26 protein-coding genes and 1 tRNA gene are annotated in these 24391 nt (G+C 70.5%); 16 read left to right on the top strand and 11 right to left on the bottom strand.

The features are described 5' to 3' along the window. Positions 1 to 17: 17 nt before the first annotated feature. From MT347_RS09105 to lpdA, 3 genes are read left to right on the top strand one after another with little or no spacing between them, the layout of a single operon-like run. A complete protein-coding gene (locus tag MT347_RS09105) occupies positions 18 to 2486 on the top strand; it encodes a thiamine pyrophosphate-dependent enzyme (RefSeq protein WP_243500295.1) in 2469 nt (822 codons plus the stop codon). Further along, positions 2486 to 3178, top strand: a complete 693-nt coding sequence (locus MT347_RS09100) for a transaldolase family protein (RefSeq protein ID WP_243500294.1) — start codon at positions 2486 to 2488, stop codon at positions 3176 to 3178. The genes MT347_RS09105 and MT347_RS09100 overlap by 1 nt, the downstream gene beginning before the upstream one ends. Further along, entirely contained in the window at positions 3175 to 4572 is a 1398-nt protein-coding gene (gene lpdA, locus MT347_RS09095; RefSeq protein WP_243500293.1) for a dihydrolipoyl dehydrogenase, read from the top strand. Before MT347_RS09100 ends, lpdA begins: the two co-directional genes overlap by 4 nt. A gap of 131 nt (positions 4573 to 4703) precedes the next feature. Here the strand turns inward: lpdA and MT347_RS09090 are convergent. Continuing rightward, positions 4704 to 4776: transfer RNA gene (locus tag MT347_RS09090), tRNA-Arg, on the bottom strand. Between the two features lie 146 nt (positions 4777 to 4922). Here MT347_RS09090 and MT347_RS09085 point away from each other — a divergent pair. Further along, positions 4923 to 6419, top strand: a complete 1497-nt coding sequence (locus MT347_RS09085) for an L-serine ammonia-lyase, iron-sulfur-dependent, subunit alpha (RefSeq protein WP_243500292.1) — start codon at positions 4923 to 4925, stop codon at positions 6417 to 6419. 102 nt (positions 6420 to 6521) lie between these two features. On the opposite strand, the gene MT347_RS09080 is transcribed toward MT347_RS09085, so the two are convergent. The 3 genes from MT347_RS09080 to MT347_RS09070 form a co-directional block, all read right to left on the bottom strand. Further along, positions 6522 to 6953, bottom strand: coding sequence for a MarR family winged helix-turn-helix transcriptional regulator (locus MT347_RS09080; RefSeq protein ID WP_243500291.1), 432 nt, complete (start codon positions 6951 to 6953; stop codon positions 6522 to 6524). Between the two features lie 318 nt (positions 6954 to 7271). Next, positions 7272 to 7889 (bottom strand): histidine phosphatase family protein, encoded by a 618-nt coding sequence (locus MT347_RS09075; protein ID WP_243500290.1) that lies wholly within the window; start codon positions 7887 to 7889, stop codon positions 7272 to 7274. 269 nt (positions 7890 to 8158) lie between these two features. Continuing rightward, on the bottom strand, positions 8159 to 8872 hold the full coding sequence (locus tag MT347_RS09070) for a hypothetical protein (protein WP_243500288.1): 714 nt from the start codon (positions 8870 to 8872) through the stop codon (positions 8159 to 8161). 194 nt (positions 8873 to 9066) lie between these two features. On the opposite strand from MT347_RS09070, the gene MT347_RS09065 reads away from it, so the two are divergent. Both MT347_RS09065 and MT347_RS09060 read left to right on the top strand, forming a co-directional pair. Continuing rightward, entirely contained in the window at positions 9067 to 9894 is an 828-nt protein-coding gene (locus tag MT347_RS09065) for a Cof-type HAD-IIB family hydrolase (protein ID WP_243500286.1), read from the top strand. Between the two features lie 115 nt (positions 9895 to 10009). Beyond that, positions 10010 to 11332, top strand: a complete 1323-nt coding sequence (locus tag MT347_RS09060) for an NAD(P)/FAD-dependent oxidoreductase (RefSeq protein WP_243500284.1) — start codon at positions 10010 to 10012, stop codon at positions 11330 to 11332. A 47-nt stretch (positions 11333 to 11379) separates the two neighbouring features. Here the strand turns inward: MT347_RS09060 and MT347_RS09055 are convergent, their stop codons facing one another. Beyond that, positions 11380 to 12240 (bottom strand): sulfurtransferase, encoded by an 861-nt coding sequence (locus MT347_RS09055; RefSeq protein ID WP_243500282.1) that lies wholly within the window; start codon positions 12238 to 12240, stop codon positions 11380 to 11382. Positions 12241 to 12256: 16 nt separating this feature from the next. After that, on the bottom strand, positions 12257 to 12757 hold the full coding sequence (locus MT347_RS09050; protein ID WP_243500280.1) for a DUF4188 domain-containing protein: 501 nt from the start codon (positions 12755 to 12757) through the stop codon (positions 12257 to 12259). A 71-nt stretch (positions 12758 to 12828) separates the two neighbouring features. Here MT347_RS09050 and MT347_RS09045 point away from each other — a divergent pair, with 71 nt between their 5' ends. Beyond that, positions 12829 to 13446: a MerR family transcriptional regulator gene (locus MT347_RS09045; RefSeq protein WP_243500278.1), complete on the top strand. Its 618-nt coding sequence runs from the start codon at positions 12829 to 12831 to the stop codon at positions 13444 to 13446. A 135-nt stretch (positions 13447 to 13581) separates the two neighbouring features. On the opposite strand, the gene MT347_RS09040 is transcribed toward MT347_RS09045, so the two are convergent. Next, on the bottom strand, positions 13582 to 13872 hold the full coding sequence (locus tag MT347_RS09040; RefSeq protein ID WP_243500276.1) for a DUF4287 domain-containing protein: 291 nt from the start codon (positions 13870 to 13872) through the stop codon (positions 13582 to 13584). A gap of 121 nt (positions 13873 to 13993) precedes the next feature. Here MT347_RS09040 and MT347_RS09035 point away from each other — a divergent pair, with 121 nt between their 5' ends. Continuing rightward, positions 13994 to 14983, top strand: coding sequence for a GNAT family N-acetyltransferase (locus MT347_RS09035; protein WP_243500274.1), 990 nt, complete (start codon positions 13994 to 13996; stop codon positions 14981 to 14983). Here MT347_RS09035 and MT347_RS09030 read toward each other — a convergent pair. After that, entirely contained in the window at positions 14980 to 15762 is a 783-nt protein-coding gene (locus MT347_RS09030; protein ID WP_243500495.1) for a siderophore-interacting protein, read from the bottom strand. The genes MT347_RS09035 and MT347_RS09030 overlap by 4 nt on opposite strands. An 87-nt stretch (positions 15763 to 15849) precedes the next feature. On the opposite strand from MT347_RS09030, the gene MT347_RS09025 reads away from it, so the two are divergent. The 4 genes from MT347_RS09025 to MT347_RS09010 all read left to right on the top strand — a co-directional run bounded on the left by MT347_RS09025 (position 15850) and on the right by MT347_RS09010 (position 19654). Next, the gene (locus MT347_RS09025; protein WP_243500272.1) at positions 15850 to 16818 is read left to right on the top strand and encodes a siderophore ABC transporter substrate-binding protein; all 969 of its coding nucleotides are present in this window, start codon (positions 15850 to 15852) and stop codon (positions 16816 to 16818) included. A gap of 68 nt (positions 16819 to 16886) precedes the next feature. Beyond that, complete coding sequence (locus tag MT347_RS09020; protein ID WP_243500270.1) at positions 16887 to 17861, top strand: ABC transporter permease; 975 nt, start codon at positions 16887 to 16889, stop codon at positions 17859 to 17861. Next, positions 17854 to 18864 carry an iron chelate uptake ABC transporter family permease subunit gene (locus tag MT347_RS09015; RefSeq protein WP_243500268.1) on the top strand — a complete coding sequence of 337 codons (1011 nt, stop codon included), beginning with the start codon at positions 17854 to 17856 and terminating at the stop codon, positions 18862 to 18864. The genes MT347_RS09020 and MT347_RS09015 overlap by 8 nt, the downstream gene beginning before the upstream one ends. Before the next feature lie 31 nt (positions 18865 to 18895). Beyond that, on the top strand, positions 18896 to 19654 hold the full coding sequence (locus MT347_RS09010) for an ABC transporter ATP-binding protein (RefSeq protein ID WP_243500266.1): 759 nt from the start codon (positions 18896 to 18898) through the stop codon (positions 19652 to 19654). Between the two features lie 20 nt (positions 19655 to 19674). Here the strand turns inward: MT347_RS09010 and MT347_RS09005 are convergent, their stop codons facing one another. After that, positions 19675 to 19896: a hypothetical protein gene (locus MT347_RS09005; protein ID WP_243500264.1), complete on the bottom strand. Its 222-nt coding sequence runs from the start codon at positions 19894 to 19896 to the stop codon at positions 19675 to 19677. Positions 19897 to 19973: 77 nt separating this feature from the next. On the opposite strand from MT347_RS09005, the gene MT347_RS09000 reads away from it, so the two are divergent. Then, complete coding sequence (locus MT347_RS09000) at positions 19974 to 20816, top strand: siderophore-interacting protein (RefSeq protein ID WP_243500262.1); 843 nt, start codon at positions 19974 to 19976, stop codon at positions 20814 to 20816. A gap of 238 nt (positions 20817 to 21054) precedes the next feature. Here MT347_RS09000 and MT347_RS08995 read toward each other — a convergent pair whose 3' ends face one another. Together MT347_RS08995 and MT347_RS08990 are read right to left on the bottom strand one after the other, a co-directional pair. After that, on the bottom strand, positions 21055 to 22044 hold the full coding sequence (locus MT347_RS08995; protein ID WP_243500260.1) for a DNA-3-methyladenine glycosylase: 990 nt from the start codon (positions 22042 to 22044) through the stop codon (positions 21055 to 21057). Positions 22045 to 22159: 115 nt separating this feature from the next. Further along, on the bottom strand, positions 22160 to 22918 hold the full coding sequence (locus MT347_RS08990) for a winged helix-turn-helix domain-containing protein (RefSeq protein WP_243500258.1): 759 nt from the start codon (positions 22916 to 22918) through the stop codon (positions 22160 to 22162). A gap of 436 nt (positions 22919 to 23354) precedes the next feature. On the opposite strand from MT347_RS08990, the gene MT347_RS08985 reads away from it, so the two are divergent. The 3 genes from MT347_RS08985 to MT347_RS08975 all read left to right on the top strand — a co-directional run bounded on the left by MT347_RS08985 (position 23355) and on the right by MT347_RS08975 (position 24265). Continuing rightward, positions 23355 to 23654: a GNAT family N-acetyltransferase gene (locus MT347_RS08985; protein WP_243500256.1), complete on the top strand. Its 300-nt coding sequence runs from the start codon at positions 23355 to 23357 to the stop codon at positions 23652 to 23654. 82 nt (positions 23655 to 23736) lie between these two features. Next, entirely contained in the window at positions 23737 to 23946 is a 210-nt protein-coding gene (locus MT347_RS08980) for a hypothetical protein (RefSeq protein WP_243500254.1), read from the top strand. A gap of 1 nt (position 23947) precedes the next feature. Continuing rightward, positions 23948 to 24265 (top strand): hypothetical protein, encoded by a 318-nt coding sequence (locus MT347_RS08975; RefSeq protein WP_243500252.1) that lies wholly within the window; start codon positions 23948 to 23950, stop codon positions 24263 to 24265. Positions 24266 to 24391: the final 126 nt, after the last annotated feature.

Here is a 24391-nt window from a genome sequence, read left to right as displayed (position 1 = left end):
ACGACCGGAGAAACGTTATGGCCAAGGAACTGCTCATCGACCCCACCGAGACGCGTCGAGCCCACGAGCTCGCGTTCGCCTCGATCAAGGTCAACGCCTACACGTCCGATGTCGCCGCACAGCGCGCGACCTACGGCGACGCCGCGATCCGCCGCATCGGGCGCGACATGATCCTCGTGCGCGAGTTCGAACTCATGCTCAACGCGATCAAACGCGAGGGCGCCTACCTCGGTGTCCCCTACACGCACCTGGGCCCGGCTCACCTTTCGATCGGTCAGGAGGCGGCCGCCGTCGGGCAGGCCTTCACCCTGGGCGCCGTGGACAAGGTGTTCGGGAGCCACCGCAGCCACGGCGAAGTCGTCGCGAAGGGGCTGTCGGCGATCACGTCGTCGTTGCCCGCCGATCTCGAGCCGCGCCTGCGCGAGTGGTCCGAGGGCGCCATCTGGGATGTCGTGCAAGACCGACTCGCCACCGACGACCCCGAACAGCTCGCCATCAACTACCTCATGTACGGCATGACGGCCGAGACGTTCGGCCGGCGCACCGGCTTCAACCGCGGTCTCGGCGGCAGCATGCACGCCTTCTTCCCCCCGCTGGGCATCTACCCCAACAACGCCATCGTCGGCGGCTCCGCGCCACTGGCCACGGGAGCTGCGCTCCACAACCGCCTGCGGCGCGCGCCGGGCATCGTCGTGGCGAGCATCGGCGACGCCTCGACGGGCACGGGACCGGTGTGGGAGTCGTTCAACTTCGCCGGCATGGCCCAGCTCGACCGGTTGATGGATGAGAAGCACCGCGGGGGTCTTCCGGTGGTGTTCTTCGTCGTCAACAACTTCTACGGCATGGGCGGGCAGCCCATCGGCGAGACGATGGCCTTCGAGCGCCTCGCGCGCATCGGCGCCGGCATCAACCGGCACAGCATGCACGCCCAGACCATCGACGGCAACGACCCGTTCGCCGTCATCGACGCGATGGAACAGGCCCGTACTCACCTCGACGCCGGCGAGGGCCCCGTGCTCATCGACTGCCAGACCTACCGCCTGTCGGGCCACTCGCCGAGCGACGCCTCGTCGTACCGCACGAAAGACGAGGTGGACCTCTGGACGGCGATCGACCCGATCGAGACGTTCTTCTCGCGCATGGTCGACGGCGGCGCGCTGCCCTCCACCGCGCAGGCCGAGCTGAAAGCCTGGGCCGAGCGGACCGTGACCGCAGCTCTCGAGGCCGCGATCGACGACACCGTGTCGCCGCGGCTGCACCTGCGCAGCGACGCCGGCGTCATGGCATCCCTGACCTTCAACAACACCACGGTGCAGCCCGGCGAGGCGCCGGCGGGCGAAACGATCGTCCCGGTCGACGAGCTGCCTCACCGGCTGGCGCTGGCCAGGAAGTCGCGCGTCGGCGTCGAGGGCGGCAAGACGCTCAGCGGCGCGAAGGCGATCACGTTCCGCGACGCGATCTTCGAGGCGATCGTGGATGCCACGGCCGCCGACGACCGCATCACGCTCTGGGGCGAGGAGAACCGCGACTGGGGTGGATCCTTCGGCGTCTATCGCGGGCTGACCGAGTTCCTGCCCCGCCACCGCCTGTTCAACTCTCCCATCTCGGAGGCCGCGATCGTCGGATCGGCCGTCGGCTTCGCGCTCAGCGGTGGACGCCCCCTCATCGAATTGATGTACGCGGACTTCATCGGCCGCGCGGGCGATGAGATCTTCAACCAGATGGCCAAATGGCAGCCGATGTCGGGCGGCCTGGTGCAGATCCCGCTCGTGATGCGCGTCTCGGTGGGGGCGAAGTACGGCGCCCAGCACTCGCAGGACTGGAGCTCGATGGTGGCGGGCGTACCGGGCCTGAAGGTGGTGTTCCCCGCGACCGCACGTGACGCGAAGGGGCTGCTGGCCTCGGCATTGAAGGGCAACGACCCGGTGGTGTACTTCGAGAGCCAGCGCCTGTACGACCTGCCCGAGACGGTGTTCGACGACGGCGTCCCGGCCGAGGAGTACCTCACGCCGATCGGCGTGCCGAACGTCGTGCGCGAGGGTGCCGATCTCACCATCCTCACCGTCGGGGCGGCGCTGTATCGTGCGCTCGAGGCCGCCGACCGCATGAAGCAGCAGTGGGGCCTGGAGGTCGAGGTCATCGACGCGCGTTCGCTCGTGCCGTTCGAGTACGACCTGCTGCTGGCATCCGTCGCCAAGACCGGGCGTCTGGTGTGCGTGTCGGACGCGAACCTGCGGGGCAGCTGGCTGAACACGGTGGCGGCGAAGGTGAGCGAGGAGGCCTTCGACGACCTCGACGCCCCGGTGGTCGTGCTCGGCGCCCGCAACTGGATCGCGCCGCCCGCGGAGCTGGAGTGGGAGTACTTCGTCACCCCCGACGACATCGTCGATGCGGTTCACACCCGCATCCGACCGCTCGACGGCCACCGCGTGCAGGACGGCCCCGGCGCCGACGGCACGCTCGACGAGTCGGCGCGGGGCATCTGATGCTCGCGTTCTACGTCGACAGCGCCGAGCGTGCGGCCGCCGAACGGATGCTGGCCACGGGCCTGTTCGCCGGGCTCACCACCAACCCCGCCATCCTCGACAAGGCCGGCCTCGGCACCGCCGACGTGCCCGAGGTGGTGCGCTGGGCGGTCGATGCCGGCGCCGCCCGCGTCTTCGCCCAGGTGCACGGCGACACTGCCGACGAACTCGTCGCCCGCGGCGAGCGGTGGCGCGCGCTCTCGGATCGCGTGGTCATCAAGGTCGCCTACTCCGCGGCGGCGTTGGAAGCCGCCCGGCGGCTCGCCGGGGGCGGCGAGGTGCTCGTGACGGGATTGCACCGCGCGTGGCAGGTGCTGCCGGCGATGGCGGCGGGGGCGACCTACGTCGCGCCGTTCATCGCTCGAATGGATGCCGCGGGACGCGACGGCCTCGTCGAAGCTGCGGCCATGACCGCCGCCGTCTCGGCCGCCGGCTCGCCGCTGAAGGTGCTCGCCGGAAGCGTGCGTACGCCCGAACAGATCCTCACCCTCGTGCGTTCCGGGGTGCGGCACCTGACCTTCGGGCCGGCGGTCTGGGAGCAGTTCTTCGGCGACGCCGTCACGCGCGACGCCGTCGCCGCGTTCGAGGCGCTCGCCTCCGACCCGGCCGTGGTGCCGGTCGCCTCCGACCAGACCGAGGGGGTTGCGGCATGAGTGCCGAGGTCGACCTCGTCGTGCTCGGTGCCGGCCCCGGCGGCTACGTCGCCGCGGTCCGCGCGGCACAGCTGGGCCTCACGGTCGCGATCGTCGAGGAGCGCTACTGGGGTGGGGTCTGCCTGAACGTCGGGTGCGTGCCGGCGAAGTCGCTCCTGCGCAACGCCGAGATCGCGCGCCTCGTCACCGCGCAGAAGGAGCTGTTCGGCCTGGCCGGCGACATCACCGCCGACTACGCCGCCGCTTACGCGCGCAGCCGGAAGGTCTCGAGCGACCGGGTCAAAGGCATCCACTATCTGATGCGCAAGAACCGCATCACCGAGTTCGAGGGTCGGGGACGCTTCACCGGTCCGCGCGCGATGTCGGTGACCGCCGCCGACGGCAGCGTCAGCGAGATCCGGTTCGGCAAAGCCATCATCGCGACGGGATCGACGGTACGGATGCTCCCGGGCGTCGAGACCAGCGCCAACGTGCTCACGTACGAGACGATGATCCTCGCGTCCGACGTTCCGCGCCGCGTGGTCGTGATCGGCGCCGGGGCGATCGGCATCGAGTTCGCCTACCTCCTGCGCAGCTACGGCGCGGAGGTGACGGTCGTGGAATACCTCGATCGCGTGCTGCCCCTCGAGGATGCCGACGTGTCGGCCGAGCTCGAGAAGCACCTCCGGTCGCTCGGCGTCGAGGTGCTCACCTCGACGCGGGTCGACGGCGTGACCGACCGCGGTGACGACGTCGAGGTGGTGTGCACGGTCGACGGCGAGGAGCGCACGCTCGTGGCCGAGCGCGTGCTCGTCTCGGTCGGTTTCGCCCCGCGCATCGACGGCTACGGCCTCGAGAGCACGGGTGTCGAGGTGACCGACCGCGGGGCGATCGCGGTCGACGGATACCTGCGCACCAGCGTCGACGGCATCTACGCGATCGGTGACGTCACCGCCAAACTCGCCCTCGCGCACGTCGCCGAGGCGCAGGGAATGGTCGCCGCCGAGCACGCGGCGGGAGCGCAGACCCACCCGATCGACGACTACCGGTTCATGCCACGCGCGACCTTCTGCCAACCGCAGGTGGCGAGCTTCGGTCTCACCGAGGCTCAGGCCCGGGCCGAGGGGCGCGGCATCCGGGTCTCGACGTTCCCCTTCGTCGCGAACGCCAAGGCGCACGCCCTGGGGGATGCCAGCGGCTTCGTCAAGCTGATCGCCGACGACGAGCACGGCGAGCTGATCGGCGCGCATCTGATCGGTCACGACGTGTCCGAGCTGCTGCCGCAGCTGACGCTCGCGCACCGGTTCGAGCTGACCGCCGAAGACCTCACGCTCAACGTCCACACCCACCCGACCATGAGCGAGGCGATGCAGGAGGCCTTCCACGGTCTGGTCGGAGCGCCGATCAACATGTGACCTCGGTGCGTCGCGAGGTCGCCCGTTTGGAGCCGGAGCGCAGGATGCCCTGCTCTTCGGCTCACGGGGAAAGAGACGAGGCCTGGTCCGGATTACTCCGGGACCAGGCCTCTCACTGTCTCAACACAGTGTGCGCCCGAAGGGACTCGAACCCCTAACCTTCTGATCCGTAGTCAGATGCTCTATCCATTGAGCTACGGGCGCAGGGCCTCCGCGCGAAACGGCGCGCAGGCCGTGGTCAAGCATAGTCGGGAGCATCGGAGACGTCTAATCGGGCCCGAACGGAACGCATCCCGGGCGTGGCGCACGGGTGTCTGTCGGGTGTCGGAACGGCGACGTACGCTGGCGGGATGAGCGCCTACACCTCCGCGTTCGAGCTGTTCTCCATCGGGATCGGACCCTCGAGCTCCCACACCGTCGGCCCCATGAAGGCCGCCGTCGATTTCGTCACGAGGCTGCGGGGCGACGACGTCCTCGACCGGGTGGTATCCGTCTCGTGCGCCCTGTACGGCTCTCTCGGCGCGACCGGAATCGGTCACGGCACCCCCGACGCCGTGGTCGCGGGGCTGCAGGGTCTCGACCCCGAGACGGTGGATCCGGATGCCGTGCGCCGGGCATGGTCGAACTGGCGCGACGGCACGTCGCTCGCCCTGGCCGGTTCGCACCGGATCCCCTTCGCGAAGGCCGACATCTCGCTCGAACCGCGAACGCGTCTGCCCGGTCACCCCAACGCCATGACCCTCGTCGCGCGCGACGCCGGGGGCGCGGTGATCGCCGACGACACCTACTACTCGATCGGCGGGGGCTTCATCCGCCGAGACGGCGAGCCGGCGCGGGTGTCGGCGGTGCCGATGCCCCTCGCCTTCGACGATGCCGCCACGCTCATCGCGCTGTGCGACGAACGCGGGATCACGATCGCCGAGGCGGCACGGCTCAACGAGGAGGCCCTGCGCTCCGACGCGGAGATCGCCGCCGGCCTCGACAGCATCTGGGATGCGATGGCGGCCTGCGTCGACGCGGGGCTCCAGAACGACGGTGTGCTCCCCGGCATCCTCAGAGTGAAGCGCCGGGCCGCCGTCATCCGGGGGCAGTTGGATGCCATCGAGGCCGAGGGTCATCGCGAGCTGCCGGGGGAGTGGCTCGGCGCCTTCGCCCTCGCGGTGAACGAAGAGAACGCGGCGGGCGGCCGCGTGGTCACGGCGCCGACGAACGGGGCGGCCGGGATCCTTCCGGCCGTGGCCATGTACTGGTGGCGCTTCCTCGCCGACTCGGGCCTCGGCGTCGGAAACGCCGTGACGCCGCACGGCGAGCTCGTCGGCAGTGCACTGCTCGGCTACGGCGGCCATGCCCTCACGCGCTCCGAGGTGTCGCACGCCGACGACGACGACGTCGCCGAGGCGAACCGCCGACGCGGCATCCGTCGGTTCCTCCTCACGGCGACGGCGCTGGGCTCGCTGTTCAAGGCCAACGCCTCGATCTCGGGCGCGGAGGGCGGGTGCCAGGCCGAGGTCGGCTCCGCGTGCGCGATGGCCGCGGGCGGACTGACGGCGGTGATGGGCGGGACCAACCGGCAGATCGAGAACGCCGCCGAGATCGCGATGGAACACCACCTGGGTCTCACGTGCGATCCGGTCGGAGGGCTCGTGCAGATCCCGTGCATCGAGCGAAACGCGATCGCCGCCTCCACCGCCGTGACGGCCGCGCGCCTCGCCCTGCGCGGAGACGGAAGCCACTTCGTGTCCCTCGACGCGGTGGTCGAGACCATGCGTCAGACGGGCATCGACATGTCGACGAAGTACAAGGAGACGAGCGAGGGCGGCCTCGCGGTCAACGTCATCGAGTGCTGAGGGGCGGGTGCGCCGACGGCGGCTCGGCTCGCGAGGCCGCACCCGACCGACGAGACCGTACCTGCGTGCCCGCCCGGGTTGCGGTCTCGACCGACGCCCGGGTCAGGCCCCGTCGCGGAGCTTCGCGGTGAGAGCGTGCAGCTGAGCGAGTTCGGTGTTGTCGAGGCGGGCCATCCGCTCGGCGATCGAGCGACCGTGAGCGGCGGCGATGCGGCGGAAGACCACCGCGCCGTTCTCGGTCGCGGTTACGAGCGAGCCGCGGCCGTCTTCCGGGTCGGCGCACTTGGTGAGCAGCCCGCGGGAGACCATCCGTTCGACCAGACGCGACACGCTCGGTTGGCTGATGAGCATGTTGCCGGTGACGTCGCGGAGGCGAGCGGTCATCTGCGGGGCGCGGGTGACGGTCAGGACCACGTCGTACTCCGCCTGCGACAGGTCGGTGCTGTCGAAGTCGCTGCGGATGTCTTCGAACACCTCGTGCTGCGCGCGGAAGAGGCTCTCCCAGGCTTGCACGGCGAGGCGTCGGTCCGTCATCCCCTCAGCGTAGGGCCGATCGGGGCCGTTCTGCCGGGTCGTCTCACCGCACGCTCGGGATGATATCGGCGGCCACGGCACGCGGTTCCGACGGCGGACAGAGTAAGGGCCGGTCGGAGAGGCTTCCGACCGGCCCTTGTCCCTGCACCAAGAGTGTCCTGCAATCACATGTCGGTAGCTGCCACAGCAAAACAACTACCGTGCAAGCACTCTATAACGGTGGGGTAACGCTAGGGAAGAGGGCGCCGTTATATTTTCGTGACCGATTTCGGCGGAGCATCCTGCGGGTTCCGTCCTCACGTCTCCTCCGCCTGACGGTCACCGACCGCGCACGTGATTCCACTGCGTGATGACCTCGGAGCCGTGCTCGAACCCGAGTTCGCTCACCGCCGAGGTGCCGAGCACGAAGTACCGCCCACCGGCGGCGGTGAGGCCGAGCCACGAGCCGGCGAGGGCGCGGAGGAAGTGTCCGTGCGAGAACACCAGCACCTGCTGGCCGGCGCGCACGCGCGGGCGGAGTTCCGCGAGCAGCGACTCTGCGCGGACGGTGACCTGCGCGACGCTTTCGCCCGGAGTGTCGCCCGGCGGCGTGCCGTCCCAGATCGTCCACGGGTGGCCCAGGCGCGCCACGATCTCGGGGGTCGTGAGACCCTCGTACGCGCCGTAGTCCCACTCGACGAGGCGGGGCTCGGTTCGCGCGTCCGGATAGCCCGCGCGGGCGGCCGTCTCCACGGCTCGGCGTAGCGGGCTCGTGAGCACGAGGTCGTAGTGCCGCGTCGCCAGGAGTGTGCCGGCGAGCTCGGCCTTGTAGGCGCCCGTCTCGGTGAGCGGGATGTCGGTGAGACCGGTGTGTCGCCCGCCGCGGCTCCACTCCGTCTCGCCGTGTCGCACCAGCACGATGCGTCCGTCGGGTTCGGTGAGTTCCGCGTCCTTCATCCGTCCATCCTCACGACCTCATCCGTGCGGCGCCAGACGAAGATGGGCCGGCCGGGAGTCCCGACCGGCCCAATCCTGCACCAGAGTGTCCTGCAATCACATGTCGGTAGGTGCCACAGCAAAACAACTACCGTGCGATCACTCTATAACGGTGAGATAACGGAGCGGAAGAGGTTTCCGTGATCTTTTCGTTACTCGAGATTCCCCGCCGGCGAGGTCGCACGGGGTCGCCGATGACGACAGAGATCGGTTCCGGCGCCGTGCGTGCCTCACTCCGAGCGTCTGAGCCAGGCCTCGACGTGGAGGATCTCGTCCGGGAACCGCGCCACCACGGACGCCAGCGCTGGAGAGACGTGATGCACCAGCACGAGCGCGCGGAAGCGACCGTCGATGTCCCAGCCCATACCGAACGTGTACGGTTCGGGCTCGGTCGCGATAGCCGCGTTCTCCGCCTGCTCGACCTCTTCGCGGGTCCACGCACTGGCAACGACGTGGAGGTGGCTTCCCAGCAGAGGGGCCAGAACCTCCCGCACCGCATCGACGTCCACCGCGGACGCGAGCCCGAACCACCCTCGCGGCCCTCGCGCGGCGAGGAGGGCCACCAGGGCATCGCCCCGGATCGCGTCGCAGGCCTCGTGCACCTCGGGGCGCAGGATCTCCGAGCGGTCCGAAACGCCGTCCACGTCGGGGAAGCTCGTTCCCTCGAGCCTGGGGAAGGACCGTACGCCGCGGCCGCCCTCCGATGCGACCGCGTCGACGATGGCCTCGCCCGTCCACACGCCATGGACGGTGACCATCCCACTTGGCTGTGCGCCGGTGAGGTCCGAGACGGGGAGGGCGAAGAAGTCCGTCTCGCCGACCAACTCGTGGTAGAGGCCCTCCCCGCGGAGGAGGAGCCGGTGCGCGGTGCCGTCTTCGACGAGGATCCCCGCTGCCGAGACCCGATCGCCCACCACGACCGGTTCCCGTCCCGTGTTCCGCATCGATGTCTCCTCGCCTTGCTGCCGACCGCCGACCTGGAGCATCAGACTGGCACGATGGCCGCCGACACGTCCAAGGTCGGAATCGCCCATCGCTGCGGCGTGCACGTTCGACGCGGACAGGCCGCGGAGTGAGTCGCCGCGGCGCCCGCGCCGGCCCGGGCGAGGGAGCCGGGGTCTGCCTCCACCCTGGGAGGATGGATGCCGTGACCTCCGACATCCGCCTGATCGCCGTCGACATGGACGGCACGCTCCTCGACGGCGACGGGAACGTCCCCGAACCGCTGTGGGAGCTGCTGCCGCGGCTGGCCGATCGCGGGGTGATGTTCGTGCCGGCGTCCGGGCGGCAGTTGGCGACCCTGCGTGCCAGCTTCGGCGAGGCGGCGGATGCCATGACCTTCATCGCCGAGAACGGGGCCTACGTCGTGCGGGCGGGTGTCGAGGTGGCATCCGATGCCCTCGATCCGGACGTCGTCGACCGGGCGGTGCGTCACCTCCGATCACTGGCGGACGAGGGTTACGACCTCGGGGTGGTCGTGTGCGGGAAGCGTTCCGCTTACATCGAGCGCACCGACGACGCCTTCCGGAGCGAGGCCTCGATCTATTACGCCGCGCTGGAGGTCGTCGATGACGTGCTCGCGATCGATGACGACGTGCTCAAGATCGCCATCTACGACTTCGCGGTCGCCGAAGACAGCGTGGGGCGCGCCCTCGACGAGATCGCCCGCTCGCACCGCGTGGTCGTGTCGGGTCGGCACTGGGTCGACATCCTGAACCCCGGCGTCGACAAGGGCGTCGCGCTCCGCGGGCTGCAGGCCGCGCTCGGCGTCACCCCCGCGCAGACCGCCGCGTTCGGCGACTACCTCAACGACCTCGAGATGCTGGATGCCGCGGACTGGTCGTATGCGATGGCCGAGGCTCATCCCGAGGTGATCGCCCGGGCGCGCCACCGTGCCCCCTCCCACACGGAGCACGGCGTGCTGACCACGATCGAGGGATTCCTCGCCGACAAGGAGCGCTTCTGACCTCCCGCGCTGTACGGGTCGTCCACCCGGGCGGTAGGCACACTCCGTAGCGGCGGATGCCATGCCCGTCGCCGCCGCAGTACCGTCGCGAGAACCACCAACCCGCGGAGGACACATGCAGACGGCTGACACCATCGTCGTGGGCGCCGGGGTCGCCGGCCTCGCCGCCGCTCGCCTCCTCGCTCGGGCCGGGCGCCGGGTCATCGTGCTCGAGGCGCGAGATCGTGTCGGGGGCCGGGTGTTCACCGATCGCGCGGACGGTCGGATCACCGACCGGGGAGCGTCGTGGATCCACGGAATCACCGACAGTCCGGTCGCCGCGGCGGCGCGGGCGTTCGGGATGCCGATGGTGGAGTTCACGGTCGGTGGGTATCAGCCCGACAGTCGTCCGTTGACGTACTTCGACGCCGATGGGCGGCAACTCGACGCCGATGCCGTGCGGCAGTACGCCGACGACGTGCGTGCGCTCAACACCGCGTTGGTCGCACTCATCGCCGACGCCCCGGCGGAGGCGACCTACGCCGACGTCGTGGAGGACGCCCTTCTGGTGCAGGAGTGGGATGCCGAGCGGAAAGAGCGCGTGCGCGAATACAACGACCGCCGCGCCCAGGAGCAGTACGGCGTCGGCATGAGCGGACTCGGCGCCCACGGCCTCGACGACGACACCGTGAACGGCGACGAGGTGGTCTTTCCCCGGGGCTACGACGAGCTCGCCCGGCACCTCTCCGAGGGGCTCGATGTCCGGCTCGGACACGTCGTGTCGGCGGTGCGCTGGTCGCCGGAGGGGGTGACGGTCGACAGCGACGGTGGCAGGTTCACCGCGGCGGAGGCCGTCGTGACCGTGCCCGTCGGCGTCCTTCACTCCGGCGGTCTCGTCATCGAGCCGGCGCTGCCGAAACGGCATCGCCGCGCACTCGGCCTCCTGCGGATGAACGCCTTCGAGAAGGTCGTGCTGCGATTCGCCGAGCGCTTCTGGGATGCCGACGTGTACGGCATCCGTCAGCTCGGCGACGAGGGGGAGTGGTGGCACTCCTGGTACGACCTGGGGCGCCTGCACGATGAGCCCGCGCTGCTGACCTTCGCCGCCGGCCCCGCGGCCGTGGCCACGCGCACGTGGAGCGACGCGGAGATCGTGGCTTCCACCCTCGCGCAGCTTCGCCGGCTCTTCGGCGACTCCGTGCCCGAACCGACCAGCGCGATCGTGACGCGGTGGCAGGACGATCCGTTCTCGCGGGGGTCCTACGCCTACATGCTCCCCGGATCGGTCGGCGCCGATCACGACGACCTCTCCGACCCCGTGGGAGGCGTGCTGCACCTGGCCGGCGAGGCGACTTGGGGCGACGACCCCGCCACGGTGCCCGGCGCGATGCTGTCGGGGCACCGCGCCGCGCAGAACGTGCTGGGACGCGGCATCCCCGTCAGCGACCTCTGGGCCTGAGCGTCCGCCCTGCGGGACAGCTCGGCGGGGCGGCTCAGCCCCGCACGTCAGCGCGGGTCGGGGCCCGTCGCCACGGGCAGATCGGGATGGTTCGACCACTGGCTCCACGACCCCGGGTACACGCGCGGTTCGAAGCCGGCGAGCGTCAGCGCGACCGCTTGGTGCGCCGCCGTCACACCCGAGCCGCAGTAGACGCCGACCGACATGCCCTCCGCGGCCCCCAGCATCCGAAACCGCGACCGCAGGTCCTCGGGCGAGCGGAACCGTCCGTCGTCGCCGACATTCTCGGTGGTCGGCGCGCTCACGGCGCCCGGCACGTGCCCGGCGCGTGGGTCGATCGGTTCGACCTCGCCGCGGTAGCGCTCACCGGCGCGCGCATCGAGCAGCAGCGAGCCGTCGGCGAACGAGGCGACCTCCTCGAGCTCGAGCACCGGCAGCGCGCCGTAGGAGAGGGAGGCGGTCCCGGGCGCGGGGGTCTCGGCGTCGCCGGTCTCCACGTCGTACCCAGCGTCGATCCAGGCCCGCAGCGATCCGTCGAGCAGGCGCACGTCGGCGATGCCGGCGTGACGAAGCAGCCACCACGCCCGCGCGCTCGACATGTTCTTCAGGTCGTCGTAGACGACCACCGTGTCACCGTCGTCGATGCCCCATCGACGCGCGGTGTCCTGCAGGGTCTGCGCTGACGGGACCGGATGCCGCCCATCGGTAGGGTCGCCGTGCCGGGCGAGGTCATGGTCGAGGTCGACGTACTGCGCGCCGGGGATGTGTCCCGCGAGGTAGTCGGGCCGGCCGTCGGGGCGGTCGAGCCGCCAGCGGACGTCGAGCACCCGCACCGGCCCGCCGTCGGAGAAGACTCCGGTAGCGAGGGCGGCGTTCAGCTCGGAGGCGGTGGTGAGGATCGAGGCCATGCCACCAGTCTGGCCCTCACGCCTGATCGGCGCCGCCGCTCGTCCGCCCGTCGGCCACCCGCGCCCGCGCCCTGTCGTGTCGTGAGCTGACGGGCACGGTCTCGGTCGCCTTCGGCAGACCCATCGGCGGGGTGGCCACGTAAATGGTCTCGGCCCGCTCGACGACGTGCGTCTCGTGCCAGATCCCGACCGCGCCGGGCGTCTTCCTCGCGCGCTTGTTGAACCGCGTCCACGCCGGCCGGTGCTCCTGAGTCGGGGCGGAGGCGTAGGCGTAGAGCTTGTCGAGCGACGACCAGTACTGCACGAGGTAGGGCCCCCGGGCTCCGAGCAGCATCGAGAACCCGAGCAGTCCCGAATCGGGGTCGACGCTCAGCTCCCGCAGCATGCGCGGCATGTCGCCCATCAGCGGCATCCACTGGTCGGGCCTCCACCACTTGTTCACGGTCATCCCGATGTGGAAGACGACGAGTTCGCCGTCGTAGCGATGGGTCATCCGACCCGGATCGATGGATGCCATGGCATGTCCTCCTTAGATAGCCTTACTATCCAGTGTTGGATAGTATGGCTATCGAGTCAAGGGGGGAAACCGTGCGCATCTCGGAACTGGCGACGCGGACCGGCGTGCCCGTCGCCACCATCAAGTACTACCTCCGCGAGAAACTCCTCCCCGAGGGGGAGCGCACCTCGCCGACCCAAGCGTCGTACGGGACGGAGCATGCGCAGCGTCTCGGGGTGATCCGCGCGCTCGTCGACGCCGGAGTCGGCATCGCGGGGGTGCGCAAGGTGATCGGCGTCCTCGAGCAGCCCCCCGAAAACCCGTACGACCTCCTCGGCGCCGCCAACGCCGCCGTCACCCCCGCGGTCGCTGCCGACATCGATCTCACCGCGGCGACGGCTCTCCTCGAGCGCATGGGCGGAGACGCCGGGAAGTGCTTTCCCGACCAGGTCGCCGCGGTCGCCCAGGCTCTGGCTGCGCTCGACCGGGCCGGATTCGCCGTGCCCGAGCGGGTGATGGACGCCTACCTCTCCCACCTCTCGGCCATCGCCGAGGCCGAGCTCGCGGCGACGCCCGACACCTCGATCGAAGACGCGGTGCGCTACGTCGTGCTCGGCACCGCGCTGGTGGAGCCGCTCATCCTCGCCCTGCGGCGCGTGGCGGAGCAGGTGGCGGCGTCGCGGCGCTTCGCGCCGGGACCGTCTGACTGACCGGGTGCTCACGCCCTCGGCGGCCGTCGCGCCGTAGCGCCCCAGCGCGCCGTCGAGGTCGGGCCCTCGGGCAACGCGGCGCCCCCGGCCGGCGCTCGCCGGTCGGGGCGGTGGCATCCGCCGGACCGCGCCGGATCAGCGCTCGGGGTTGCTCGCCGCCCCGTCGAGCCAGAGCGTGTCGCTTTTGTCGCCGTGCGCACCCGTCTTGCCGACGTGGGCGTCGCTGATCTTCGGCCCCTTCGTGATGACGTGCACGAGCGCCATGCCGTGACCGCGACCGAGGTCGTAGTCGTCTTTCAGCCACTCCAGGATGGGAGTCGCCTTCGTGCCCGGGCCGTACCCGCGCTCCTCCGCCAGGGCGATGAACTGACGCGGGGTCAGCCCGGTCTTGGTTTCGATGTTGTCGAGATACGACTGGAAAGACATGACCGGAGGCTAGCGTGCCCCTCCGACATCGGTCCACCGGTGCGCGGGGCCCGCCTGCGCCCGCCCATCCGGGGTGCGCGTGCGCGCGAGCCGTGTCGTACCCGGCGGGTACGGTCGGATGATGGCCGTCACCCTGCACCGGGCGCCCGTCGCCGGCATCGACCCCCTCACCCTCTACCGCCTGATGTGGCTGCGGGTGACCGTCTTCGTGGTGGAGCAGCAGGCGGCCTACCCCGAGATCGACGGTCGTGACATCGAGCCCGGCGCGGAGCTGCTGTGGGCGAGCGAGGGCGACGAGGTGCTGGCCACCCTGCGCATCCTCCGCGAGGCCGACAACACGCGGATCGGCCGCGTCGCGACGGCTTCCGGGGCGCGGGGCCGCGGCATCGCCGCCGATCTCATGCGCGCGGCGGTCGAGGTGCTGGATGCCGAGGTCCCCGGCATCCCGATCCTGCTCGACGCCCAGGCGCACCTCGCGAGCTGGTACGGGCGTTTCGGTTTCCTGGTGTCCGGCGCGCCCTTCGCCGAGGACGGGATCCCGCACCTGCCGATGCGGCGGACGCGTCTGGCGACCGAGCGGCTCGTGCTGCGGGAGTGGACCCGCGATGACGCCGACCGCGCGTTCCTCTTTGATATGTATCGCCGACCCGAGGTACGTCGATACCTGGGCGACGGGCGGGTGATGGCGGACGCCGCCGAGGTCGATGCCCTGCTCGATTGCTGGTCGGGACTGGCCGAAGGTCTGCTCGGCGTGCGTGCCGTCGAGACGAGCGAGGGGGCACGCCTCGGCTCGGTGCTGCTCAAGCGCATCCCGTGGTCGGCGCGCGCCGGTGACGGGCATCCGGAAGGAATCGAGATCGGCTGGCACTTCCACCCCGATGCCTGGGGGGCGGGGTACGCGACCGAGGCGGCGGCCGCGCTGCTCGCCCTCGCCCGGGCGCACGGCATCCGGGGGGTCATCGCGGTGACGAACCCCGAGAACACGGCGTCGGGGGCCGTCGCCGAGCGGGTCGGTCTGCGCCCGGCGGGGCAGACGCGCGACTACTACGACACCGTGTGCGAACTGTATGCCTCGGTCGACGACCAAGGGGCGCCCACGGCGCGCGACTAGTGCGGCGCGTGGTACTCGGCGGTGCCGCGCTTCCAGTAGCCCTTCACGACCGTGGCGCCCGGGTCACCCGTCCATCGATCGAGCAGGAGCGCGCGCCCGGCCCGGACGATCGACTGCTCGGCAGCCACGAAGCCGAAGACGCACCCGACGGGTCGTTCCTCGACGTCGAGAGCGTCGAGCCAGTCGGCGAGCTCCTCGCCCGCGGGCCGCGTGCCCCGGTGCAGGTGCACGATTTCGACCCCGGGAGGTGCGTGCACGGCGAGGTCGTGCGCGGCATCCGGCACCTCCACGGCGATGCGCCCCACGGCGTCGTCGTCCATCGCCGAAGTGAACCGGCGGATGGCCGGGACCGCCGTTTCGTCTCCCGCGAGCAGCCACGCATCGGGCCTCCCGACCAGGACCATCGACCCGCGAGGGCCGCCCACGCCCACCGGAGCGCCGATCGGTGCGTCTTGCGCCCAGCGGCTGCCGACACCGGCGCCGTGCAGCGCGATGTCGATGTCGAGCCGACCCGATCCGGCATCCCAGTCCACCGGGGTGTACTCGCGACTCGGCGCGGACCGGACGTCGTCGACGGGCCCCGCGGGGAAGAACACGCGGATGTGGTCGTCGGCGCCGGGTGAGTCGAAGCCGCGCAGGTCGGGCCCTTCGAGTCGCAGGCGGACGTAGGACGGGGTGAGGAAGGTGCGCTCCGCCAAGGTCGCAGAGCGGAAGACCAGCTCGTTCCGTCGGGGTTCGAGGCGGGCTGCGGTGGGGGGTCCGAGGTGCGGGTTCGACATCTTCACGAAGGTAAGGCTAACCTAACGTTTCGTCCGCCGCTCGTCCTCGCGGTGGACCGACTCGCACACAGCACTGGAGAGATTCGCATGAGTATCCGCCTGTTCCGTCCCCTCGCCGCCGCATCCCTGGTGGCCGCCCTCGCCCTCGCGGGCTGCTCCTCGGGAGCCGCCGCACCCGCCGACGAGGCCGCGGCCCCGAGCACCGTCACCGTCGAAGACAACCACGGCGCGATCGAGGTGCCCGTGGCCCCCGAGCGGGTGGTCGCCCTCGACAACACGACGTTCGAGACCCTCAGCGAGTGGGGCGTGACGCTCGTCGCGGCTCCCAAGCCCCTCATGTACGACCTCTGGCCCTCGCTGTCGGGCGGCGACGAGGTGCTCGACGCCGGCCTGCACCGCGAGCCGAACATCGAGAACATCCTCGCGGCCGACCCCGACCTCATCGTCGGCGGCTATCGCTTCCGCGAGATCTACGACCAGCTGAAGGACATCCAGCCCGCGACGATCGAGACGAGCCCCCGCGACGCCGAGGACCACACCTCCGAGCTCAAGCGCCAGACGGCGATCCTCGGTCAGGTGTTCGGCAAGGACGACGAGGCCGCGAAGCTCTCCGCCGATCTCGACGCGGCGATCGCCGACGCGAAGGCGGCCTACGACCCGTCGCAGACCGTGATGGGCCTCATCACCTCCGGCGGCAAGATCGCCTACGCCGCTCCCGGCGAAGGCCGTGGTGTCGGCGTGCTGTTCCCCACGCTGGGGCTGACCCCCGCTCTGGAACGTTCGGCCGAGGATGCCTCGCACGGAGACGACATCAGCGTCGAGGCGATCGCCGCGGCGAACCCCGAGTGGCTCTTCGTCCTCGACCGCGACGCGATGTTCGGCGAGGACGGCTACGTCTCGGCGACGGATCTCGTCGAGAACGCCGAGGCGCTCAAGAACGTCCCCGCGGTGCAGAAGAACCAGATCGTCTACCTGGACGGGAGTTTCTACCTCGACGAGGGCATCCAGGCCTACACGAAGCTCTACCGCTCGGCCGCCGAGGCGTTCGCCTCCTGAGCTCGACCCCCTCGCGCGAGGCGCGGCGACCGAGGTCGTCGACGCCTCGCGCGGGAGGGGCGGATGCCATGACCTCCACCTCCCTTCCCGCTCGCGTACGGCGCGGGCGACTCGCGCTGCCCGTCGCCGTGGCCGGGACCGCCGCGCTCGTCGTCCTCTCGCTGTTCGTCGGCGCCTACGACCTGACCGCCGACGCCTTCGGTGGCGAGATGTTCTTCATCTCCCGCGTTCCCCGCACCGTGGCGCTGGTTCTCGCCGGCTGCGCAATGGCCGTCTCCGGCCTCATCATGCAGCTGCTCACGCAGAACCGCTTCGTCGAACCGTCCACCACGGGGACCTCGGAATGGGCGGCGCTCGGTCTGCTGGTCACGGTGCTCGTCGCCCCGGCCGCCCCGCTTCCCGTCCGGATGATCGTGGCGTCCGCCGCCGCCTTCGTCGGCACGATGGTGTTCATCGGCATCCTGCAGCGCATCTCGCTGCGCTCGTCGCTCGTCGTCCCGCTCATCGGCATCATGCTCAGCGCCGTCGTCTCGGCCTTCACCACGTATCTCGCCGTCTCGACGAACTCGCTGCAGATGCTGGGCACCTGGTTCATGGGCAGCTTCACCTCGATCGTGCGCGGCCGCTACGAGGTGTTGTGGATCGTCGCCATCGTGGTCGTGCTCGTGTTCCTCTACGCCGACCGGATCACCGTCGCCGGTCTCGGGCGCGACATCGCCACCTCGGTCGGGGTGGATCACACCCGTGTGCTGCTCGTCGGTTCGGGTCTCGTGGCCGTCGCGACCGGCGTCACGACCGTCGTCGTCGGATTCCTGCCCTTCCTGGGGCTCGTCGTCCCGAACCTCGTGTCGATGTGGCGCGGCGACAACGCCCGCGCGAACCTTCCCTGGGTGTGCGTCGGGGGAGTGGCGATCGTCGTCGTCTGCGACATCATCGGGCGCGTCATCCGGATGCCGTTCGAGGTCCCCGTCTCGATGATCCTCGGGGTCGTCGGCTCGGCCGTGTTCATCACCCTGCTCTTGAGGATGCGCGCCCGTGGATAGGACCCTGACCCGCCCCGCGCCGTCCCGCGCTCGCCGTCGCCCGCGGATCGCCCTGAGATTCGGCATCCTGATCGTGATCGTCGTGGTCGCCGCCACCGGGGTGCTGACCTGGAACGTGCCCGGCGAGCCCGGCTCCCGCGGGTTCTGGATCGCGGTGGACCTGCGCATCGTGAGCGTGGCGACCATCGCCCTCGTCGCCTGCTGCCAGGCGGTCGCGACGGTGCTGTTCCACACGGCGACGGCCAACCGCATCCTCACCCCGTCGATCATGGGCTTCGACGCCCTGTACGTCGTCATGCAGACCGGGTTGGTGTTCTTCTTCGGCAGCGCCGCGCTCTCGGCCACCGACGGCCTGCTCAAGGTGGTCGTGCAGAGCGCGCTCATGGTCGCGTTCGCGACGCTGCTCTACGGCTGGCTGTTCGCCGGACGTCGGGGCGACCTCCACATCATGCTGCTGGTCGGGGTCGTGCTGGGCGTCGGCTTCGGCTCGCTCTCGACGGTCATGCAGCGTCTGCTCACGCCCAGCGACTTCGACATCCTCTCCGCGCGCCTGTTCGGAAACCTCTCCAATTCGGATGCCGAGTACCTCCCGTGGGGGGCGCTGGTCGTCATCGTCGTCCTGGCCGTCGTCTGGCGATCGCGGCACCGACTCGACGTGCTGGCGCTGGGCCGGGAGGCATCCGTCAACCTGGGCCTCGCGTACCGGCGAGAGGTCATCGGCATCCTCGTGATGGTCGCGGTGCTCATCTCGGTGTCGACCACGATGGTGGGGCCGATGACTTTCTTCGGCTTCCTCGTCGCCACCCTCGCCTACCAACTGGCGGGCTCCGCACAGCACCGTGTGGTGCTGCCGTTCGCCGTGCTGTTGGGCATGGCCACCCTGCTCGGCGGATACTTCGTCCTCCGCCACGTGTTCTACGCGGCCGGCATGCTCTCGATCATCATCGAGTTCGTCGGCGGCGTGTTCTTCCTCGTCCATCTCCTGCGGAAGGGGAGCCTCTGATGTCCACCCGCTCACCGGGACGAGGTGTCCAGTGATCTCGCTCACCGACGTCACCATGACCTACGGCGACGTCACCGTGCTCGGCCCCGTGACCCTCGACATCCCCGCCGGCGGGGTGACCGCGCTGGTGGGCCCGAACGGCGCGGGCAAGTCGACGTTGCTCACGATCATCGGACGCCTGACGACAGCCACCCGGGGGCGCGTCACCGTCGCCGGCAACGACGTGACGGTCACCCCCGGACGCGAGATGGCGATGATCGTCTCGATCCTGCGACAGGAGAACCACTACGTCACCCGGCTCACCGTGCGCGAGCTCGTCGGCTTCGGACGGTTCCCGCACTCCCGGGGCCGCCTCACCGACCTCGACCTCGCCGCGATCGACGAGGCCATCGCGTTCCTCGACCTCACCGATCTGTCCGCCCGCTACCTCGACCAGCTGTCGGGGGGTCAGCGGCAGCGCGCGTACGCCGCCATGGTGCTGGCGCAGGACACCGACTACATCCTGCTCGACGAACCGCTCAACAATCTCGACATGAAGCACGCCGTCGCGATGATGGGCCAGCTCCGCCGCGCGGCCGACGAACTCGGCAAGACAATCGTCGTCGTCGTGCACGACATCAACTTCGCCGCGGCGTACGCGGACCGTATCGTGGCGCTCTCCGAGGGGCGGGTGGTGCACGTCGGTACCCCGGTCGAGCTCATGACGCCGTCGATCCTCGAGGACGTCTTCGGCACCCCCGTCGAGGTGCACGGCGGGGGAGCGTACCCGCTGGCGGTGTACTACCGATGACCGCGGGCATCAGGGTCCGCTCAGAGCTGGATGCCGTTGTCCTCGTCGTTGACACCCACGTTGCGGCCCCGGCTGGATTCGTAGGCGATCAGCCAGCCCACCGAGACCGCCGCCGCGATGACGAGACCGAGCCAGACGTTCTGCCACACCAGGCCGAACAGGATGCCGAGACCGAGCAGCAACAGGCTGCCCAACACCCAATACGTGCGTCCGCGCGGCCAACCGGTTCCCGTCTGCGTCATGCGCCCAGCCTAGGCGTCCGAGTGGCGGGGTCTGCGGTTCACCGCGTCCGACGCGCACATGAGAAGAGGAGAGACCGATGGCCCGATCGAGCGCCGCGCAGCTGCGCGTGAAGCCCGAGAAGAGTGAACTTCTGACCCTGCGGGTGCTGCGGAGGCGGCGTCTTTCGCCGTCGTTCGCCCGAGTGACGCTCGGGGGATCCGACCTGGAGAGGTTCACCCCGCTGGGCCGGGACCAGTGGTTCCGACTCTTCCTCCCCGTCGCCGAGGGGACACTCACGAGGCTCCCCAATCGTCTCGACACCTTCGCGTACCTCCGCTACCTGGCGATCGCGAAGACCGAGCGCCCGGTGCTGCGCAACTACACCGTCGCGGGTTTCCGTTCCGCGGGCGAGGAGGGTCCCGAGCTCGACGTCGACTTCGTGCTGCACGGCTCCGCAGCTGAGGGCACCGCGGGCCCGGCGGCATCCTGGGCCGAGACGTGCGAGCCCGGCGATGCCGTCGCGATCCTCGACGAGGGTGTGCTGTTCGCGCCACCGGTGGATCTCTCCGGCACGGTGGTGCTCGTCGGTGACGAGACGGCCCTGCCCGCGCTCGCCGGCATCCTCTCGTCCCTCCCCGTCGATGCGGTGGGGACCGCGTTCGTCGAAGTTCCGGATGCCGGCGACGTGCGCACGCTGACGGCACCGGACGGCGTCGACGTGCGGTGGGTCGTGCGAGCAGATCCGCGTGCGGTCCCGGGCTACGCCGTCCTCACCGCCGCGATCGAGGCGGGCGGGGCGGTTGAGGTTCCGCCCGCGTATGCGTGGGTGGCGGGGGAGCAGTCCCTGGTGGCCGCGATGCGTCGGCACTGGGTGCGGGTCGGCGTCGACAAGCGGATGATCTCGTTCACCGGATACTGGCGCGCTGCGCGCCCGCACTGACGCGGTCGCGTCGGTCTGCTGACGCGGTCAGGTCGGTGTCGGACGAAGCGGTCGCGTCGGCGCTCGGACGGTGGAGGCCCGCACGGGACGTGCCGCATCGGTGTCGGACGAAGCGGTTGCGTCGGCGCTCGGACGGTGGAGGCCCGCACGGGACGTGCCGCGTCGGTGCCCGATCGGATCGGCCCGGTCGACGCGCGGACCGATCCGTCCGCGTCGGCGGTGGGGCGGCGTGCCCGGGTCAGCGATCCCGGTGATCCTCCGGGCTGAGCCGCGGGCCCCGACGGGGCTCGAGGTCCGCACCCGCGTAGATGAGACGAATGACCCGTTGCCGGTGGCCGGCGAACGGTTCGAGGAGTTCGAGCATGCCGTCGTCGTCCGTACGGCGACCCGTCAGGGCGAAACCCACCTGGTGCGCGAGGTGGTAGTCGCCGGTGCTCACGGCATCCGGATCCCCGAAAGCACGGATGCGCGTCTCGGCGCTCGTCCAGATGCCGACGCCGCGAAGGCTGATGAAAATGCGGTCGCGGCCCTCGCCGTCGGTGGCGGACGCCGCGGCGCGGACGATCGCGTCACCGCGCCGCGCGGTCTCGACGATGGTGCGCGACTGCGGAGGCTCGATTCCGGCGCGATGCCACGCCCACGACGGCACGTGACGCCACCCTTCGATGTCGGGCGGAGCGAACATCGGCCGTGGCGTCGGCCCGGGAGCGCGCTCGCCGTACCAGGTGACGACGCTGCGCCAGGCCGAGAACGCCTGCATGCTGGTGACCTTCTGCTCCATGATCGCGCTGACCAGCGCGTCGAAGACGAGATCGGTGCGCCCGATACGCAGATCGGGGTGACGGCGATGCCACTCGGCGACCGACGGATGCCGTGACGCATCGAAGCCGTCGGGGTCATCGTGCGCGCCGCACAATGCGGGCAGCTGATCCATCGCCCACGGCGCCCCCGGACCCCACGCCGCCGCACGGACGCCGCCGCCGACCCGCTGCCGGAGGGCGAGGGTGGACACTCCGAGGGGCGTGCGGCTGACACGCCACACGACGCCACCGGAGGCGAGAGGGGTCGCGGCGAAGTAGGTGGGGTCGTTGCGCCCGTGGCGCTGCGCCGCGACGGTGCGCCCGATGTCGACGGGCCGGGATGGCCGGTACTCCGCCTCGAGGGGGCGTTCGACCGGCGCACCGAGACCGCGCGGCGCGTGGCGCGTGCGAACCTCGGTCGATCTCATGCGGACACCCTACGTCGGACCGCCGACATCGTGGCATCCGGGCCCGACGGCGAGCGATCCCACCCATGACGCCGATGTCGGCGTCTCGAGCAGGAGGCCGGAGAGGCGGCCGCGCTCAGAAGCGGTCGGGCGAGGGGGTGCCGTGACCGTAGCGGATCGAGACGTCGGCGTGCCGGTCGAAGCGGTAGCCCACGCCGCGCACGGTGCGCACGATGTCCTCGTAGGCGCCGAGCTTCGCGCGCAGCCGTCGGACGTGCACGTCGATGGTGCGCTCGCCCGGGGCGTCGTCATCAGTGGAGCCCTCCCACAGGGATGCCACGAGCTCGGTGCGCTCGATCGTGCGTCCCTCGCGCAAGACGAGGTACTGCAGCAGTTCGAACTCCTTGAAGGTGAACGCCGCGGATTCGCCGTCGATGAGCACGCGCTTGCGCGAGATGTCGACGACGACGCCGCCGGCGGCGCGGTCCTCTTCGGCCGGCTCCTCTTTCGTCCGGGCGACGGCCGAGGGCTCGTGCAGGGCGAGACGGACGACGTCGACGTCGCGGCCGCCCGAGCCGGCCGGGGCCAGCGCGACGGTGGCGTATGTCTCGGCGGCGGGGGCCAGTTCGCCGAGCGTGCGGCGAAGCGCCTCGACGAGCGTGCCGAGGCTCACACCCGCCGCAGCGGCCTTCGCCTCATCGATGCCGACGTACAGGGCGAAGCCGCGGGGCGCGGTCGAGGCGGCGGCGGGACGGGCGGGCTCGGCGGGCGCGGAGGCCGGAGCGGCTGCGGGAAGGGACGTCGGCGCCGTCGCGGCGACGGAGGCACGGGGTGCGGACACCGGTGCGGCGGAGGTGGCGGTCACGGGGCGATCGAGGACAGCGGAGAACGACATGAGGAGAGTTCCTTGGGTGTGTGAACCCGGGCGGCATCATGAGCGGGGTTCGACGGGAGGTGAGGGCCGAGAGGCCGGAGTGCGGCGCCGACATACGCGTGGTCGACGCGGAGGCCGGGAGACCGGGGGATGACGTCGGCATTCAGAAGCACGGACGTCACCCGGGCGAGGGTCGCGGTTAGCGGCACATTCGACAACACATGACAGCGCGGCCGGGCATCATCATGCCGGCAGTCCTGTTCGCCTCCCGGGCGGACAGAGAACGCGCGTTGTCAGTCATGGCGGCATTATTACTCACCGCGTCCGACGAGGTCAAATCGTGACCAGACGGCCGTCGCGAGGCATAGTGCACGGTGCGACAGGGGGAACCTGCGCTGGAGCCGAGCATTCTGCGTGATCCCGCCATCGTCGTCGCGCGGCGGCGTAGCCTCTCGGCATGTCCGATCTGCTTTTCGCCGATGACAAGACGGCATCCCGATTCACCCTGCACCGCGGCGATGACCTCGTCTCGGTCCTCGACTATCGAGACGACGGGCGCACGGTCGCCCTCACCCGCGCCTTCACCATTCCCACCTTTCGCGGCCACGGATACGCCGCGATCGTGACCGAACGCGCCGTCGATGCGATCGAGCAGGCGGGTGACCGAGAGATCATCCCGGTGTGCTGGTACGTGGGGGAGTGGTTCGAGGCGCACCCGGAGCGGTCAGCGCTTCTGCACGCCCGTCCGACGTCGTGACTAGGCGCGCGCGCGGGCGGACGTCAACCCCTGCCCGCCGCGCACCCGACGCGCAAAGCTGAAGACCTCGAAAGGGGACGCCATGAACGACGACCGCGATCTGCCCGAGGGCGTCATCGACGCCGACCCGCCCGGTGGCTGGGAGAGCGGAGCCGTCGCCGACGGCGAGACCGCCGAGCGCAACGAGAACGCCAAGGGGTCGCCTCGACTCAACGACGCCGCACCCTCGGATCCCATCGAGGGCGACGCCGCGAGTCAGGGAATCGACCCCGACCTGAGTACGGAGGATTGACATGTCGCAGGAAACCCGGGCCCCCGAGCCCAGCACCGGTCCTGACGGAGGGGCCGACGCGGCCGACTCGGTCGGTGGCGCCGTACATCGCGACCGCAAGACGCCGCATCCCGATGAGCAGTCGGAGCCGGCCATGGACACCCACCCCACAGACGACGAGGCGCGGATCCGAGGCGTCGTCGTCCAGACACGCGCAGACGTCGGCGACAAGAGCGAGGAACGCATCGCCGATGTGCTGCGTCAGCGCTTCACCGATGTCGGCCTCGACCTCGGCGACGACCGCATCCGCGCCCTTGCGGCCGAGATCGCGGGCAGCTGATAGCCGTCGTGCACGCCCCGCTCCGCCTTTGAGGCGAAGCGGGGCGTTCTGCGTCCGGCGGTCCCTTGGGGGCCGTCCGTGCGTTTGCTGCGAGCCGATGTCGGAGGTGCGACGTACCGTGTCTGC

This window comes from Microbacterium sp. VKM Ac-2923 (genome assembly GCF_022815605.1).
Classification (GTDB): Bacteria; Actinomycetota; Actinomycetes; order Actinomycetales; family Microbacteriaceae; genus Microbacterium.
This window is presented reverse-complemented; position numbering and strand designations above follow the sequence as displayed.

What these genes read in the sequence shown, in the direction of transcription:
- MT347_RS09105 (WP_243500295.1), top strand. Translation starts at nt 18, where the DNA reads ATGGCCAAGGAACTGCTCATCGACCCCACCGAGACGCGTCGAGCCCAC.
- MT347_RS09100 (WP_243500294.1), top strand. Translation starts at nt 2,486, where the DNA reads ATGCTCGCGTTCTACGTCGACAGCGCCGAGCGTGCGGCCGCCGAACGG.
- lpdA (WP_243500293.1), top strand. Translation starts at nt 3,175, where the DNA reads ATGAGTGCCGAGGTCGACCTCGTCGTGCTCGGTGCCGGCCCCGGCGGC.
- MT347_RS09085 (WP_243500292.1), top strand. Translation starts at nt 4,923, where the DNA reads ATGAGCGCCTACACCTCCGCGTTCGAGCTGTTCTCCATCGGGATCGGA.
- MT347_RS09080 (WP_243500291.1), bottom strand. Translation starts at nt 6,953, where the DNA reads ATGACGGACCGACGCCTCGCCGTGCAAGCCTGGGAGAGCCTCTTCCGC.
- MT347_RS09075 (WP_243500290.1), bottom strand. Translation starts at nt 7,889, where the DNA reads ATGAAGGACGCGGAACTCACCGAACCCGACGGACGCATCGTGCTGGTG.
- MT347_RS09070 (WP_243500288.1), bottom strand. Translation starts at nt 8,872, where the DNA reads ATGCGGAACACGGGACGGGAACCGGTCGTGGTGGGCGATCGGGTCTCG.
- MT347_RS09065 (WP_243500286.1), top strand. Translation starts at nt 9,067, where the DNA reads ATGGATGCCGTGACCTCCGACATCCGCCTGATCGCCGTCGACATGGAC.
- MT347_RS09060 (WP_243500284.1), top strand. Translation starts at nt 10,010, where the DNA reads ATGCAGACGGCTGACACCATCGTCGTGGGCGCCGGGGTCGCCGGCCTC.
- MT347_RS09055 (WP_243500282.1), bottom strand. Translation starts at nt 12,240, where the DNA reads ATGGCCTCGATCCTCACCACCGCCTCCGAGCTGAACGCCGCCCTCGCT.
- MT347_RS09050 (WP_243500280.1), bottom strand. Translation starts at nt 12,757, where the DNA reads ATGGCATCCATCGATCCGGGTCGGATGACCCATCGCTACGACGGCGAA.
- MT347_RS09040 (WP_243500276.1), bottom strand. Translation starts at nt 13,872, where the DNA reads ATGTCTTTCCAGTCGTATCTCGACAACATCGAAACCAAGACCGGGCTG.
- MT347_RS09035 (WP_243500274.1), top strand. Translation starts at nt 13,994, where the DNA reads ATGGCCGTCACCCTGCACCGGGCGCCCGTCGCCGGCATCGACCCCCTC.
- MT347_RS09030 (WP_243500495.1), bottom strand. Translation starts at nt 15,762, where the DNA reads ATGTCGAACCCGCACCTCGGACCCCCCACCGCAGCCCGCCTCGAACCC.
- MT347_RS09025 (WP_243500272.1), top strand. Translation starts at nt 15,850, where the DNA reads ATGAGTATCCGCCTGTTCCGTCCCCTCGCCGCCGCATCCCTGGTGGCC.
- MT347_RS09020 (WP_243500270.1), top strand. Translation starts at nt 16,887, where the DNA reads ATGACCTCCACCTCCCTTCCCGCTCGCGTACGGCGCGGGCGACTCGCG.
- MT347_RS09005 (WP_243500264.1), bottom strand. Translation starts at nt 19,896, where the DNA reads ATGACGCAGACGGGAACCGGTTGGCCGCGCGGACGCACGTATTGGGTG.
- MT347_RS09000 (WP_243500262.1), top strand. Translation starts at nt 19,974, where the DNA reads ATGGCCCGATCGAGCGCCGCGCAGCTGCGCGTGAAGCCCGAGAAGAGT.
- MT347_RS08995 (WP_243500260.1), bottom strand. Translation starts at nt 22,044, where the DNA reads ATGAGATCGACCGAGGTTCGCACGCGCCACGCGCCGCGCGGTCTCGGT.
- MT347_RS08990 (WP_243500258.1), bottom strand. Translation starts at nt 22,918, where the DNA reads ATGTCGTTCTCCGCTGTCCTCGATCGCCCCGTGACCGCCACCTCCGCC.
- MT347_RS08985 (WP_243500256.1), top strand. Translation starts at nt 23,355, where the DNA reads ATGTCCGATCTGCTTTTCGCCGATGACAAGACGGCATCCCGATTCACC.
- MT347_RS08980 (WP_243500254.1), top strand. Translation starts at nt 23,737, where the DNA reads ATGAACGACGACCGCGATCTGCCCGAGGGCGTCATCGACGCCGACCCG.
- MT347_RS08975 (WP_243500252.1), top strand. Translation starts at nt 23,948, where the DNA reads ATGTCGCAGGAAACCCGGGCCCCCGAGCCCAGCACCGGTCCTGACGGA.